Here is a 14,120-nt window from a genome sequence, read left to right as displayed (position 1 = left end):
TGGATTTTTTGGAGGAAGAAAAATGAAGAAGACAATCGCCAGTTTGCTGGCCCTGACCCTTGCCGCCAGCGCCCTGCTTGCCGGGTGCGGCGACCAGAAGGGAGTGGGCGGCGACACATCTGAAAAAAGCGACCTTCGCAACGTGGCCTTTATCACCGGCGCCCTGGGCGACAAGTCCTTTGCCGACCTGGCCTGGGCCGGGGTGAAAAAGGCGGGCGAGGATTACGGGATCGAGGCCAAAGCCGTGGAGTACGGCACCGACAAGGCCAAGATCGCCCCCACCCTGCTCGACACCGCCGAAAACTACGACATCGTGGTCTTCACCGGCAACGAGGTCATCGAGACGCTGGAGCAGTACTACCAGGACTACCCGAACACCAAGTTCATCGGCTTTGACATCGACCCCGATTACGAGCTCCACATGGAGAACGTCTTTGCCATCACCTACATGCAGCACCAGGGCGAGTTTTTGGCCGGTGCCCTGGCCCAGAAGATGTCGAACACCGGCACCATCGGCTGTGTGCTCGGCAACGACTCCACCGGCATCAACGACTTTTTGGTGGGCTACATCCAGGGCTCGACCTACGCCAACCCCGAGGGGAAGGTGGCCTCCTCCTATGTGGGGGGCTACACCGACACCGCCAAGGCAAAAGAGCTGGCGCTGGTGCAGATCAGCCAGTCGGGGGCCGACGTTCTGCACCAGGTGGCCGGCGGCGCCGGGCTGGGCCTCTTCTCCGCCTGCCAGGAGAGAAAGGTCTGGGGCATTGGGGTGGACGCCGACCAGCGGGAGTTCTTTGTGGACAGCAAGCCCGAAATTGCCGACGTGATCCTCACCTCGATGACCAAGCGCAACGACACCTCCCTCTATAAGACCATCGGCGAGACCATCAAGGGGGAAACGCCCTACGGCACCAAGGTGAAGTGGGGGGTCAAAGAGGGGGCCACGGTGCTGGCGGAAAACGACTACTATCAAAAACAGGTGCCGCAGGAGACCCGCGACTACATCGACGGCCTGGAGGAGAAGATTTCCTCGGGCGAGCTGAAGGTGCAGACTGCCTATGGCATGGAGCAGAGCGCCTTTGTGCAGATGCGCGACAGGGTCAAGCCCTAGCGGAAAAACCGACTGGGAGGATGAACAATGGATTGCAGCCCCATTTTACAGGCATACTTTGACGCGGGATACGGGCGGGAATGGCCACAGTCCGCCTGCAGCCCCGACTTTTTGGCCCGGCGATTACAGCGCCCCGAAGGGGGCAAGCGGCTGGCGGTGGTGCTGGACACCGACACCTTTAACGAGGTGGACGACCAGTACGCCCTGGCCTACCTGCTCAAAAATCCCCAGCGCTTTGACCTCAAGGCTATTTTAGCCGCTCCCTTCCAAAACATCAAGGCCGAGACCCCGGCTTTGGGGATGGAGCGCTCCTACCAGGAGATCTTGCGGGTCCTCAAACTGGTGGGACAGGAGGAGAAGGCCGGGCTGGTCTACCGGGGGGCGGAGCGCTTTCTAAGAAGCGAGACCGCGCCGGAGGACACCCCGGCCGCCCGGCGGCTGGTGGAGCTGGCCCTGGCCCAGCCAGAGGGCGACCCCCTCTATGTGGTCGGCATTGCCGCCGCCACCAACCTGGCCTCCGCCGTGCTGCTGGAGCCCGCCATCTGCCAGAAGATCGTGGTGGTCTGGCTGGGCGGCCACAGCCGGGACTGGCCCAACTGCAAGGGCTTCAACCTGCTGCAGGACATCGCCGCCGCGCGGGTCCTCTTCGGCACCGGGCTGCCCCTGGTGCAGTGCCCGGCCAACGGGGTCACCAACACCCTGGCCGTCACCGGCCCCGAGCTGGAGTACTGGCTGCGGGGGAAAAACCCCCTCTGCGACTACCTCTGCGACGTCACCGAGAAGGAGGCGGCCATCTACCACCAGGAGGGCTGTTGGAGCCGCATCATCTGGGACGTGGCCCCGGTGGCCTGGCTGATGGAGGGCGATTTCGCCCAGAGCCGGCTGGTCACCAGCGTGCAGCCCTCTTACAGCGGCTACTACGAGGTGGGCTCCCTGCGCCACCTGATGGGCTATATTTACAGCATCGACCGGGACCGGGTGTTTACCGAACTGTTTCGGGTGCTGAGCAGGTGAGTGCCCGCAAGGGCATTTGAAACCTCTCTTTTTCCAAACCAAAAGCGCCCCCGCCTCTCATCACAGGGCGGGGGCGTTTTGCAGCCGCTATGCGGGCAGTTCGCTTGCGAGCAGGCGCTGGAGGGCGGGGAGGGTCTCCTCCCGCAGGGGAAAGAAGAAGGCGGTGTGCCGGCAGAGCTGCAGCGGCTGCGCGTCCAGGGAGAAGGAGACCCCCATGGGGCAGCGGGGGTTGCAGGCCCCGCTCCCCGCCAATCGCTTGCAGGGGGCGGCGCGGCGGACGGCGTCCTTCATCCCCTCGGGCAGGCCGTCGAGGAGGGCGGCGTCGGCGAGGGCGCGCTGGGGGTAGACGCGCACCTTGGCCCCCGACTTGCGACAGACAAAGACCGCCAGGGCACCCCCTTTGGCCCCCCGCTTGAAGGAGAGGGTGGGCCCGCTCTTGGCCTCCTTGAGGGCGCAGGGGCACCCGCCCTCGGCGAGCTGCCGGATCAGGGCCTGGGCCAGGGGGCGCTCCCCCTCGCCCAGGGCGGCGAGAAAGCGCTCCGGCGCGCCGTCAGTCACGGGAGGACTCCTTCTTGACCACCGGGATCCAGACTTCGTACTGGGTGTTTTGGGGGTCGGGGTTGAGATAGACCTCCACGTCCGGGCCGTCGGCGTACTCGTAGCCCGAGGTGGGCAGCCACTCGGTGACGATGCGCTGTTCCAGCTCCTGGATGGAGCGGCCGGTGCCGCCGCCGGGGAAGACGGCCCAGGTGAAGGCGGGGATGGTGTACTCCTCCAGCCCCTCGGGCGCCGGCTGGCTGGAGGAGACGGCGATGAAATAGCGCCACTCCTCCCCGTCACCGCAGGCGCTGACCCCCAAAAGCCCCATGGGCGGGGTGTCCATCAGGCCGGCCAGCCGGGGGATGGTGCCGTCGGCCGCAGCCCGCTCCCACATCTGGGGGACGACGGTGAAGTTCTGCTGGATCTCCCGGTGCAGGGGCGCGCTGATCCCCAGGATGCGGATGGGGCCTCTCTCTTCGATGCGGTAGTTCATTTCCTCCACTCCTTTGACGGTGATTTTGAAACTGACAGGAGGGTAGGATTTCAGGGACACGCCGCCCTTTTTGGCCAGGGACGGGGCGATGCCGTGAACGCCCTGAAAGGCCCGGTTGAAGGCGGTGGGGGAGGCGTAGCCGTAGCGCAGGGCGATGTCGAGGACCGTCTCCTCCCCCCGGCAGAGGTCCACCGCGGCCAGGGACATCCGCCGCCGGCGGACGTACTCGGAGAGGGGGACCCCCGCCAGGTAGCTGAACATCCGCTGAAAGTGATAGGACGAACAGCAGGCCACCTTGGCCGCCTCGTCCAGGTCCAGTTCGCCGGCGAGGTGCTCCTCGATATAGCGCACGGCCAGGTTCAGTTGCTCGATCCACTCCATGAAATCCACTCCTTGTCTCTATCATACCGCCGGGGGCGGAAGGCGTCCTCTCTTTTGGCGGCCGGGTCCTGCGAGGCCGAAAAAACGCGCGGCGGCGGGGGAGAACGCCCCTGCCGCCGCGCGGGAAAAGCGGGTGTCTACCTGCCCTGTAAAAAGGCCAGGGCGTTGTCCAGCACCTTGCGGCTGAGCCGCTGGTTCATCTGGAGGGAGGCGCCGGAGCCCCGGTGGGTCAGCAGCACCCCCCGCAGCCCCTCCAGCTCGGGGGCGGCGTCGCCGATGCCGCAGCCGTCGCAGAGGTAGTAGTTGTCCCCGTCCTCCGCCAGCCACTCCTTGAGGGCGGCCCGGTCGAAGGTGTCCCCCAAAGAGGTGTTGAGCAGCAGCTTCCCGCCGGTGAAGGCGGCAAACTCCTCCCTGCCCAGCAGGCGGGTGCCCCGGGGCAGGTGGGTGGAGACGGCGTCGCAGGTCTGCAGCAATTCCTTCAGGGGCAGATAGCGGATGCCCAGCTCCTTTTCCACCTGGGGCTTGGGGGTGCGGCTGAAGTAGTAGAGCTGGGCGCCGAAAAACTGCAGGGCGCGGGCCAGCTTGATGCCCACCGTCCCCAGGCCGATGATGCCCACCTTGAGTCCCCCCAGCTCCCGCGGCTCCCCCCGCCAGAGGGGCCCCTCGAAGCCGTGGAGCAGGTTGACCAGGGCGGCCACCTCGTACTCGATGACCCCCTCGTCGCCGTAGTCGAAGATGCCGGTCACCGGGATGCCCCGGGCCTCGGCGGCGCGGATGTCCACGTTGGCGCTGTCGGCCCCGTAGAGGCTGCAGCACATCCCGATGTAGCGCAGGCCCGGCGCGGAGGCGATGGCCGCGGCGGAGATGGGGGTCTTGTAGGAGACAAAGAGGGCGTCGCACCCCGCCATCCGGCGGATGGTCTCCTCCTCGCTGTCGGGGGCCGTGTCGAAAAAGTCGACCCGGTCGCAGAGGGCGCGCAGTTCCGCCCGCCCCTCATCGGTCAGATTGGTGGGGTCGATGACCACCGCGTGGGAAAATCGCTCCATCCTGTATTCCTCCCTCGGTCGATGAAAATTTAGTAGCCCAGCACGTCGGTCAGGGAATCGTCCTCGTCCACCCAGGCGGACTGGACGTCGATGACCCGGTACTCGTCCCGGGTGTCGCGGATGACCACCGTCTTGATGCCGGCGTTGATGATGAGCCGCTTGCACATGGAGCAGGAGCTGGCGTTCTTGACGTAGTCGCCCCCCTTGCACTCTCGCCCCACCAGGTAGAGGGTGGCGCCGATCATCTTCTGGCGCTCGGCGGAGATGATGGCGTTGGCCTCGGCGTGGACGCTGCGGCAGATCTCATAGCGCTCCCCCCGGGGGATGCCCAGCTTGCTGCGCATGCAGTAGCCCAGGTCGCAGCAGTTCTTGCGGCCCCGGGGCGCGCCCACATAGCCGGTGGAGATGATCTCGTCGTCCCGCACGATGATGGCCCCGTACTTTCGCCGCAGGCAGGTGCCGCGGGTGAGCACGCTCTCGGCGATGTCCAGGTAGTAGTTTGTCTTGTCCCGCCGTTTTTCCATATCCGATCCCTCCCAGGTTGCTTTTTCAAGTTGGTGGCGTTTTCTCTATCATAGGAGATTTTGAAACCGTTTGCAAGGAGATCCCCAATTTTCCAGCGGGGGATGGGGGCTGTTCCCAGCCAGAGAAGTGTGCTATAATGGCCGCAGGACAGCCCGCCCGGCGCGACCGGGCCCAAGCGGGCGGCTCCACCGGCCGCCACCTGATTTTGAGGAGGTCATTTCCATGACAAAAGAGCAAGAGAAGATTCTCATCGAAAAATCCATCGCTTCCTGCGAGGGGGCCTACGTGCCCTACAGCGGCTTTCACGTGGGCGCCTGCGTGCTGGGCGAGGACGGGAAGTTCTACACCGGCTTCAATGTGGAGAACGTCTCCTACGGCGCCACCATCTGCGCCGAGCGCTCGGCGGCCATCAACATGATGACCAACAGCTCCTCCCGCAAGATCCTCGCCCTGGCCGTGGCCGCCGGCGACACCTGTGACACCATGCCCTGCGGCATCTGCCGGCAGTTCCTCTGCGAGTTCATGGCGCCCGACGCCCCGGTCTACACCGTGGCCAGAAACGGCGACTACATGGTCAAGACCTTTGCCGAGATCATGCCGTTTGCCTTCACCTCCTTCAAGAAGGACTAGCGGATGCCGCAGCTCTGGAAGATCGGCTCCATCAAGGACATCCTCTCCCGGCACGGCTTCACCTTCTCCAAGGCCCTGGGCCAGAACTTCCTCATCAACCCCACCGTCTGCCCCCGGATGGCGGAGGTCTCCGGCGTCACCCCCGACAGCGGGGTGATCGAGGTGGGCCCCGGCATCGGGGTGCTGACCGCCGAGCTCTCCAAGCGGGCGCGCAAGGTGGTGGCCATCGAACTGGACGCCCGGCTGCTGCCGGTGTTGGAGGAGACCCTGGGCGAGCGGGAGAATGTGACGGTGGTGCACGGCGACATCCTGAAGATCGACCTGAAAGGGCTCATCGATCGGGAGTTTGCCGGGATGGAGGTCTGTCTCTGCGCCAACCTGCCCTACTACATCACCTCCCAGGTCATCATGCGCCTGCTGGAGGAGCGGCTGCCCCTGCGGTCCATCACCGTGATGGTGCAGAAGGAGGCGGCCGCTCGCCTCTGCGCCCCCCTGGGCAGCCGGGAGTGCGGCGCAGTGACGGTGGCGGTGCGCTATTTCAGCGAGCCGCGGGTGGTCTTTGGGGTCTCGGCGGGGAGCTTTCTCCCCGCCCCCAAGGTGGACTCGGCGGTGATCCAGCTGGCGGTGCGGGAGCGCCCCCCGGTGGAGGTGGAGAGCGAGCGGGCCTTTTTCCGGGTGGTGAAGGCCGCCTTTGCCGGCCGCCGCAAGACCGCCGTCAACAGCCTCTCCATGAACCTGGGGCTGCCCAAGGAGACGGTGTCCGCCGCCTTTGCCGGTGCGGGGATCGCCCCCACCGCCCGGGCGGAAAACCTCTCCATGGAACAGCTGGCCGCACTGGCGGCCGCCCTCTTCCCCCAGACAGGATCGCCGCAGGGTGAAAAAGAGAGATGACAGAAACCGTTCTCGCGGGCCACATATGGGCCCGCGAGAATGTTTTATAAGCGGGAAGGGGGGACACACCTCTTTCTGTGCGGTAGAGATTGGAGGAGTTCAGGACTGTGGTCTGTTTATCGAGCCCAAAAGGCGCCTGCGGCCGCCGCCTTTGCCGGTGCGGAGATCTGCCCAACCGCTCGGGTGAGAAACTCTTCCATGGAACAGCTGGCCGCGCTGGCGGCCGCCCTTTTCCCCAGACAGAGTCGTCGCCGGATGAAAAAGAGAGGTAACAGAAGAAAAGGTCCCCGCGGGCTGCCAGGCCTGTGGGGAGTTTTTTGTGTAGGGGAGGAGAAGGGGACAGGAAGGGTTCGGGGCTGTGAGCCGAGGTAAAAGAGGTGTTTTCCGCCAGTTTTGCCGGTGTGAGACCCTCCACCGCCCGGGCGGAAAACCCCTCCATGGAACAGCTGGCTTTGTCGGGAGGGGGGCATTTGGAGGGCCTCTCGGCGAGGCTGCTTTTCATCCCGTCCCCCCCTCCTTTTTTCGAGTGGGTCGTCGCGAAGGGGAAGGGCAGCTCACTTTGTCCACAAGCTGTCGGGTCAGCGGGCTAAGATGGAGGCGGGAGCAGCCTTTCTCCATCTGCGCAAGGGGGAGAATCGGCGGCAAGTCCCACCTCCCCCCGCAAAAGGACAGGCGTTTCCCGTCCCCCGAACTGCCGACACATCTGGGCTCGCAGGGGTGGCGGGAGGGAACACCTGCGGGTCTGCGCCCAAAATAGAAAAACCGCTTGACAAGAGAACGATTGTTAGCTAACATAATGGCGAACGAATGTTAGCTCAATGGTGGCCTGCCGCCGAGGAGGTTTTATGAAACTCTATTTTGGAAAGTCGACCCTGACCACCCTGCTGCTGGCGGGGTTTGTGGCCTATGCGGCCCTCGCCTTCTGGCGGCGGGCGGAAATCCAGCACTGGGGCCGCAGGACCCTGTTGGTGTTGGCCTGGGGGCTGGTGCTCTGCGTGCAGGCCGCCGTGCGGGACGGCTACCACCTCTCGGTGCAGCACGCCATCGACGGCAGCTGTGCCCCCGGCTTCTTTGCCGCCGCGGGTCCCCAGGCCATCGTCGGCGGGGCGCTGGCGGCAACGGCGGTCCTCTGCGCGATCGTTACCCCCTTTGTGGGCAGCCAGTCGGGGCGGCGGGGGTTGTTTTTCGCGGCCACCGGGTGTATGCTGGTGAAAATTGCCTTTGTAGAGCTCTCCCGCGTCTGGTTCTGGCTGTCGGGGAGCACGGGCTGGAAATTCTGACGGAAAAGAGGGATCGTATGCCCAGGCGAAATACCAAGGAGATCATTTTGGAGAGGGCGCTGGGCCTCTTTTCTCAGCGGGGGTACGCCGGGGTCAGCGTGCGGGACATCGCCGCCGCCGTGGGCATCCGCGAGAGTTCGCTCTACAAGCACTTTCCGGGCAAACGCGCCATCTTTGACGCCATTGTGGAGGAGATGCGGGGCCGGTATGCCGCCGCTGAGCGGGCCCTGCGGGTCCCTCAGGCGGGGGAGGGGGACCTCGCCGCGGCCTACGGCGAGATCGGGCTGGAGCAGCTGGCGGGCCTCTGCCGGAAGATGTTCCTGCACAGCACCCGCGACCCCTACGCCGCCCAGTTTCGCAAGATGCTCACTATCGAGCAGTACGCCTCGCCCGAGGTGATGGCGACCTACCGGGAGTTCTTTCTGGACGGGCCGATCGCCTTTCAGAGCGAACTCTTTTCCCGGATGATCGCCCAGGGATATTTTCGCGAGGGGGATGCAAAGGCCATGGCCCTGCAGTTTTACGGGCCCATCTTCCTGCTGCTCTCCCGCTGCGCCGGGCCGGGGGACGAGGCGGACTGCCTGGCCCTGTTGGAGCGCCATGTGGCCCAGTTTGCTGCCGACCACGGAAGCGGTGCAGAAAAGTAGAGAGAGGGGCGGCCGGTGATTCGGTCGCCCCTCTCCTTTTACCTGTCATTGCAAAAAAGGGGGGGTGGGCAGCGCTCCGCCTGCGGGCCGGCCGCCCGACTTTGCGCGGGGCGCTTGCCGCAGAAGAGCGGCCCGATCCCGCCCTCTCCACCGGTATTTCGCAGGGAGGGATGACCGGGTGTCCCCCCTCTGCTGGGGGCGCGATCCCCGCCCCGCGCTGGCGAGAGCTGGAACTGGGCAGTGCCCAGGGAGAAAGAGAGGGGCGGAGGCCGCCGCTCTCTAAGCAGAGAGCCCCTTCCACCCCCGGTACCAGTGGGGGATCAGCTGGGCAAAGCCGTCGTAGTCGGCCAGGGCGCTGCGGCAGCGCGCCTGCATATCCGCCACCTTGGCGGGGCCAAAGGCCTCGGCCCAGTTGACGGCGCCGAGGGAGTTGTAGGCCACGTAGGCCGCCAGGGCCTGCCAAAAGGGCTCCGGTGGCTCCCCCTGCCAGTAGCCCTGCACCTGCCCCACCGAGAAGGGGATGCTGACGGGGACGTCAAAGGCCTGGACCATGCGAAACTCCTCCCACCCGTCGCCGACGCGCTGGCGGTTGAAGTCGATGACCCCCACCCGCCCCTGTGGGGTGAAAATCAGGTTGCCCAGGTGAAAGTCGCCGTGCAGGTAGACGGCCGGTCGGGCTGCCAGCAGGGGCAGCTGGGTTTTGACCAGGTCGAGGGCGGCCTGGTCCCCCTCGACCCGCGCGCCGCCCTGCTCGTACCGGGCCAGCTTGTCCAGCCGCCGGTCAGTCAGGTCCTCCGCCCCCTCCCCCGGCGAGAGGGGGAGGCTGTGCAGCGCCCGCAGGAACTGACCGGCCTCCCGCCCCAGCCGGTACTGCTCATCCGGCGCAAGGCGGGGGAGGGCGGTCTCCAGCGACTCGCCCTCGACCCATTCCAGCAGCATGTAGAGGGACCTGCCGCCCTGGCACTCGCCCATCTCCACTGCGCGGGAGAGGGGGAAGGGCAGCTCGCCAAAGCGGCGGATGCGCCGGTACTCCACCTCTTTTTGGGGGCGCTGCTGTGCATCGGTGATCCGCAGGAGAAAGTCCTCTCCCGCCCGGGTGCGCACCCGGTACTTTCGCTCGGCCGACCAGCCGGCGAGGATGGGGGTCACCTCGTCCCAGCGCCCGGCGCCGGGGATGTCCTGCCACTCGCTCACACGCGCTTCCTCCTTTTTGGGCCGCCTTTCTGGCGGCATTTTGCCGTGGTAGGGAAAGGATACCACCCGGCGGACAAAAAGACAATGGCGCGGTCGCTTTTTTGAAGGGGAAATGGGAAAAGTTCACAAAATCTTCCCTTTTGCTCCGGCGCGCCGATGGTATACTAAAGACGGCCTATGGCCTGTACGGGAAACACGAGAGCCGGGAGGTTTGGAATGAAGGACCTACAAGACTGCTATATTTTGAAAAACGGCGTCAAAATGCCCTGTGTGGGCTATGGCACCTACAAGACCCACGAGGAGGAGACCTACCGGGCGGTGCGGGCGGCCATCGACATCGGCTACCGCCACATCGACACCGCCTCCCTCTACGGCAACGAGGCGGCGGTGGGCCGGGCCGTTCGGGACTGCGGCCTGCCCCGGGAGGAGCTGTTTGTCACCAGCAAACTGTGGAACGACGACCAGGGCTACGAGTCCACCCTGGCGGCCTTTGCGCGCACCCTGGAGCAGCTGGGGATGGACTACGTCGACCTCTACTTGATCCACTGGCCCATCCCCGAAGGGCGGGAGGGGGACTGGCAGACCCTCAACCAGGAGAGTTGGCGGGCCATGGAGGAGCTCTACCGGGCCGGCAAGATCCGGGCCCTGGGGGTGAGCAACTTCCTCCCTCACCACCTGCAGTCGCTGATGGACACGGCGCAGGTGCCGGTGATGGTGGACCAGCTGGAGATCCACCCCATGCGCCACCAGCGGGAGGCAGTGAACTTCTGCCAGCGAAACGGCATTCAGGTGGAGGCCTGGGCCCCCCTGGTGCGGGGGCGCGCCTTTGATGACCCGGTGCTGCGCTCGCTGGCCGAGAAGTACCAAAAGACGGTGCCCCAGATCTGCCTGCGCTGGAGCATGCAGCAGGGCATCGTCCCCCTGCCCAAATCGTCCCACGAGGGGCGGATCCGGGAGAATGCCGACATCTTTGACTTCGCCCTGGCCCCCGAGGACATGGCAAAGCTCCTCTCTCTGGACGGCGAGCTGGGGGTGGGCCGCCACCCCGACCACTTCGGCGAGAAGAAGTAGCGTCTGCCGGTTGCAAAACCTGTCGATCGGTGGGCGCACAGCGGTGGAAAATAGCGGTTTTGGTTGCTTTTTGACCTCCTTTTGTGCTATCCTTAAAACCAAGTAAGGCCGCGCAGGCACCTGTGCTGTTGGCGCGGCCGGTTTAAGAGGAGTGCAATCGTATGAAATCCATCTTCCGCAAGATCGCCTGTCTCTCCCTGGCGGCGCTGGTCGCCCTGGGCGCCCTCACCGGCTGTGGGAAGAACAGCTACGTGTCCAAGCTCAACGAGGTCACCGAGGCCTGCAACCCCATTGTCGACGAGTTCAACACCGCCCTGAAAAACTTTGAGTCCGAAGAGGGCGCGGGCCAGATCGGGGACATTTTGGACCGGCTGCAGACCGAGTACAAAAAGATCCTCGAGGTCAAGGCCCCCAAGGGCTATGAGGACTGCACCGAGAAGTTCCAGGAGGCGGCCGACAAGCTGGACGCGGGCATCGCCCTCTACAAAGAGGCCCTCGCCACCCCGATCAGCGACGAGATGACCGCCGAGGAGCGCAAGGCCTACACCGAGAAGATCTCCCAGGGCGACGATCTCTTTAAAGAGTATCAGACCGCCTACCAAGAGGGGATCAACCTGGTCAACAGCAAATAGGGGCAGCCGCCCAAAGAGAAACCCCCTCTCCCGAACAGTGGGAGAGGGGGTTTTTGCGTTCTGTTTTACTCGGCCGCGAGGGCCTCTTCCCGGGGGGCAGATCTCTTTTGGCGGGGGAAGATCAGCTGGCAGACGGCGGCCATGGCCACGGCGGTCACGGCAAAGGTGGCGTAGGCGGGCCGGTAGCTGCCCATGCTGTCAAAGACCGCGCCCATCACCAGGGGGGTCAGCATGTCGCCAAAGCGGGTAAAGGCGGTGAGGAAGCCGTAGATGGCGCTGTAATCCCGCAGCCCGTAAAGGCTTTGGGTCAGGATGGGGTAGGCCACCGAGCCGTAGGCGCAGCCCAGGCCGGCGCCGAGGACCACCAGCACCAAAAAGAGGGGGGAGACGTGGGCAAAGAGGCAGCCGATGAGCCCCACCACCGTGGCGGCGTAGGCCGAGAGGGTGGCGATGCGGATGCCCAACTTGTCGTAGAGGGTGCCCAGCAGCAGTTTGCCCACTGCCAGCGAGCCCATGCAGGCCGCCGAAATCAGGGCCGAGGTCTGCAGGGAGTAGCCCACGTCGCTGACGTGGGGGGCGATGTTGATCATCAGCCCGTACATGCACAGCTCACTGACGATGATGCAGAGGCAGAAGGCCCAGAAGCGGGGGGTCTTGACCACCTGGCCGAAGGTGAAGCCCTCGCCCATCTGGGCGGTGGGGGCCTGTTCCCCCTTCTCCCCCAGGGGGAGAAGGCCCATGTCCTCCGGCCTGTTGCGGATGACGAAGAAGACGATGGGGATGAGGGTGATCCCCATGATGGCCGCCAAAATTTGAAAGCTGACCCGCCAGCCCATCCCCTCGATGAGGACCCCGGCCAGGGAGTTGAAGAGCATGCCGCCCACGCCGCTGCCCATAAAGGCCAGCCCCAGGGCAAAGCCCCGCTTCTCGTGAAACCAGTTGCTCAGCAGGATGGAGAGGGGCACCATGTGCACGGTGCCCAGCGCCAGCCCCAGCACCGCTGAAATCAGGTAGAAGACCCAGATGGACGAGGCCAGGGAGTAGCAGAAAAAGCTGACAGTCAGGGCGATGGAGCTGACCTTCATCACCTGTTTGACGGCGAAGCGGGAGAAGATCCTGCCGCTGAGCAGGGCGGTGACCATCATCGCCGCATTGGAGATGGTCTGCATGGCCCCCACCGACTGGCGGGAAAAGCCGAAATGGGCGCAGATGGGCTTGATGAACAGGCTGAAGCAGTTGGTGGCGATGCCCATGGAGACCGCCATCACCACAAAGGCCGCCCCCACGATCACCCAGCCGTAGAAAAACGGTTTGCGTGTCTTTTGCACGGTGTTATCCTCCTCGACGTCCTGAAAGCCGGGCGGCCGCCCAGCTTTCGACAATACGTGTTCATTCTATCGCAATTTGGCGGGGCGGGCAAGGGGCAGCGCAAAATTTGAGGGCCGTCCCCGCCGGGACGGCCCTCTTTTGGAGGGAAAAACCTGTCAGCGCCGGTTGAGACCGGCGAACACTCCCGCCCCTAGGGGTAGAAAGCAGACCGGGTACTGAAGGAGGAAGGTGGCTGCCCACGAAAAGGCATAGGTGGGAAACCCGCCCAGGAGATAGACCCACAAAAACCCCCAGAGGAGCAGAAAGAGCGCCGCGCAGAGCAGGCCCATCCCTCTGCGCACCTCGCCCCGGCGGATGCGCAGGTCCCTCCAGACCGAGGGGAGGGCGAGGATGACCGCCCCCGCCAGCCCGTAGTAGAGGGGGGAGAGGGCCGCCACGAAAAGCAGGTAGGGGCGGAGGTTGTAGGTGTGCATCCCCTGCTCGTGCAGGCCGGGCCCCACCAGGGTGCGCACCAGCAGCGCCGTGGCGAAGAGGGCCGTCAACACCGCGGCCCGCACCGCCCGCTGCCGCCGCCCGGCAGCAAAGCTCTCACCCCCCAAGTCGGCCATCACCTCGTCGGCAAACTGGCGGGGAGGGCCCAGGCGGGCGATGGTCTCCGCCTCCCCCTCGCCGTACTCAGCGGCGGAGGCAAAGCTCTCGCGCAGGCCGGCGAGGACGCTGGCCTCGGCCTCCCGCGACAGCAGAAGCTGGTTTTTCACCTGTTTGATGTAACGCTCTTTCACTTGACTGCGCCTCCTTTTTTCGCGCTTTCGATGAAGCCGTCCACACAGGACACATAGCGGCTCCAATAGGCGGTGAGCTCCTCCAGCAGGGCCCTGCCCGCCGGGGTGATGGAGTAGTACTTCTTGGTCCCCCCGTTGGCTGCGGCGGGGGCGGTGCGGCTCTGGATCAGGCCGCCGCCCTCCAACCGGTAGAGGATGGGGTAGACCGTCCCCTCCCGGGCGGGGCCGAAGATGTCGCCGCCCCGCTGCCCCAGATGGGTGATGATTTCGTAGCCGTAACTCTCCCCTTCGGCCAGCAGGCAGAGGAGCACCATCTCCAAAGACCCCTTTTTGAACTGCTGGATGTACTTGGCGTCCAACCGCACCCCTCCCTTGCACTGCTATTTAGTATTACTAGGTATATTTCCACCTTCAGTATATCCCTCTCGGGGCCGCCTGTCAATGGGGAAGGGGGTGTCTGCCGCGGGTGCAGGTGGGTTTGACAGCCCAACCGTGAAAGGTGGGGCAGATCATTGCGATGGGGGCACGGCCTCGGCGGCGAAGGGGTGTGCAGC

Annotated in this window: 16 protein-coding genes; 8 read left to right on the top strand and 8 right to left on the bottom strand. The window is 65.0% G+C overall.

What is annotated here, in order from left to right; genetic code table 11:
* The first annotated feature begins 22 nt into the window (after positions 1-22).
* Positions 23-1,111 (top strand): BMP family ABC transporter substrate-binding protein, encoded by a 1,089-nt coding sequence (locus ACTNAU_RS02090; RefSeq protein WP_441097402.1) that lies wholly within the window; start codon positions 23-25, stop codon positions 1,109-1,111.
* A 27-nt stretch (positions 1,112-1,138) separates the two neighbouring features.
* Positions 1,139-2,125, top strand: a complete 987-nt coding sequence (locus ACTNAU_RS02085; RefSeq protein WP_441097401.1) for a nucleoside hydrolase — start codon at positions 1,139-1,141, stop codon at positions 2,123-2,125.
* A gap of 87 nt (positions 2,126-2,212) precedes the next feature.
* Here ACTNAU_RS02085 and ACTNAU_RS02080 read toward each other — a convergent pair whose 3' ends face one another.
* The 4 genes from ACTNAU_RS02080 to ACTNAU_RS02065 form a co-directional block, all read right to left on the bottom strand.
* Positions 2,213-2,683: a hypothetical protein gene (locus ACTNAU_RS02080; protein WP_441097400.1), complete on the bottom strand. Its 471-nt coding sequence runs from the start codon at positions 2,681-2,683 to the stop codon at positions 2,213-2,215.
* Positions 2,676-3,539 carry an AraC family transcriptional regulator gene (locus ACTNAU_RS02075; RefSeq protein WP_441097399.1) on the bottom strand — a complete coding sequence of 288 codons (864 nt, stop codon included), beginning with the start codon at positions 3,537-3,539 and terminating at the stop codon, positions 2,676-2,678. Before ACTNAU_RS02075 ends, ACTNAU_RS02080 begins: the two co-directional genes overlap by 8 nt.
* A 137-nt stretch (positions 3,540-3,676) precedes the next feature.
* Positions 3,677-4,585: an NAD(P)-dependent oxidoreductase gene (locus ACTNAU_RS02070; protein ID WP_441097398.1), complete on the bottom strand. Its 909-nt coding sequence runs from the start codon at positions 4,583-4,585 to the stop codon at positions 3,677-3,679.
* A gap of 29 nt (positions 4,586-4,614) precedes the next feature.
* Positions 4,615-5,109 carry a deoxycytidylate deaminase gene (locus tag ACTNAU_RS02065; RefSeq protein WP_441097397.1) on the bottom strand — a complete coding sequence of 165 codons (495 nt, stop codon included), beginning with the start codon at positions 5,107-5,109 and terminating at the stop codon, positions 4,615-4,617.
* Between the two features lie 223 nt (positions 5,110-5,332).
* Between ACTNAU_RS02065 and cdd the strand changes: the two genes are divergently transcribed.
* From cdd to ACTNAU_RS02045, 4 genes are all read left to right on the top strand, one after another.
* On the top strand, positions 5,333-5,740 hold the full coding sequence (cdd, locus tag ACTNAU_RS02060; protein ID WP_021660369.1) for a cytidine deaminase: 408 nt from the start codon (positions 5,333-5,335) through the stop codon (positions 5,738-5,740).
* 3 nt (positions 5,741-5,743) lie between these two features.
* Positions 5,744-6,631 carry a 16S rRNA (adenine(1518)-N(6)/adenine(1519)-N(6))-dimethyltransferase RsmA gene (gene rsmA / locus ACTNAU_RS02055; protein WP_441097395.1) on the top strand — a complete coding sequence of 296 codons (888 nt, stop codon included), beginning with the start codon at positions 5,744-5,746 and terminating at the stop codon, positions 6,629-6,631.
* Positions 6,632-7,476: 845 nt separating this feature from the next.
* The gene (locus ACTNAU_RS02050; RefSeq protein WP_441097394.1) at positions 7,477-7,911 is read left to right on the top strand and encodes a hypothetical protein; all 435 of its coding nucleotides are present in this window, start codon (positions 7,477-7,479) and stop codon (positions 7,909-7,911) included.
* A gap of 17 nt (positions 7,912-7,928) precedes the next feature.
* Positions 7,929-8,558, top strand: a complete 630-nt coding sequence (locus tag ACTNAU_RS02045; RefSeq protein WP_441097393.1) for a TetR/AcrR family transcriptional regulator — start codon at positions 7,929-7,931, stop codon at positions 8,556-8,558.
* A 279-nt stretch (positions 8,559-8,837) separates the two neighbouring features.
* Here the strand turns inward: ACTNAU_RS02045 and ACTNAU_RS02040 are convergent, their stop codons facing one another.
* The gene (locus ACTNAU_RS02040; protein ID WP_441097392.1) at positions 8,838-9,752 is read right to left on the bottom strand and encodes a phosphotransferase family protein; all 915 of its coding nucleotides are present in this window, start codon (positions 9,750-9,752) and stop codon (positions 8,838-8,840) included.
* Between the two features lie 216 nt (positions 9,753-9,968).
* Here ACTNAU_RS02040 and ACTNAU_RS02035 point away from each other — a divergent pair, with 216 nt between their 5' ends.
* Positions 9,969-10,823 (top strand): aldo/keto reductase, encoded by an 855-nt coding sequence (locus tag ACTNAU_RS02035; protein WP_441097391.1) that lies wholly within the window; start codon positions 9,969-9,971, stop codon positions 10,821-10,823.
* A 161-nt stretch (positions 10,824-10,984) separates the two neighbouring features.
* Positions 10,985-11,455 (top strand): hypothetical protein, encoded by a 471-nt coding sequence (locus ACTNAU_RS02030; protein WP_059003661.1) that lies wholly within the window; start codon positions 10,985-10,987, stop codon positions 11,453-11,455.
* Positions 11,456-11,520: 65 nt separating this feature from the next.
* Here the strand turns inward: ACTNAU_RS02030 and ACTNAU_RS02025 are convergent, their stop codons facing one another.
* The 3 genes from ACTNAU_RS02025 to ACTNAU_RS02015 all read right to left on the bottom strand — a co-directional run bounded on the left by ACTNAU_RS02025 (position 11,521) and on the right by ACTNAU_RS02015 (position 13,925).
* Complete coding sequence (locus ACTNAU_RS02025; RefSeq protein WP_441097390.1) at positions 11,521-12,783, bottom strand: MFS transporter; 1,263 nt, start codon at positions 12,781-12,783, stop codon at positions 11,521-11,523.
* A gap of 156 nt (positions 12,784-12,939) precedes the next feature.
* Complete coding sequence (locus ACTNAU_RS02020; RefSeq protein WP_441097389.1) at positions 12,940-13,566, bottom strand: HAAS signaling domain-containing protein; 627 nt, start codon at positions 13,564-13,566, stop codon at positions 12,940-12,942.
* On the bottom strand, positions 13,563-13,925 hold the full coding sequence (locus ACTNAU_RS02015; RefSeq protein WP_441097388.1) for a PadR family transcriptional regulator: 363 nt from the start codon (positions 13,923-13,925) through the stop codon (positions 13,563-13,565). Before ACTNAU_RS02015 ends, ACTNAU_RS02020 begins: the two co-directional genes overlap by 4 nt.
* Between the last annotated feature and the right edge of the window lie 195 nt (positions 13,926-14,120).

Source organism: Bittarella sp. HCP28S3_D9 (genome assembly GCF_052065655.1).
Lineage (GTDB): Bacteria > Bacillota > Clostridia > Oscillospirales > Ruminococcaceae > Bittarella > Bittarella massiliensis.
Note: the sequence above shows the minus strand (reverse complement) of the source record. Positions and strands in the feature narration are given on the sequence as shown.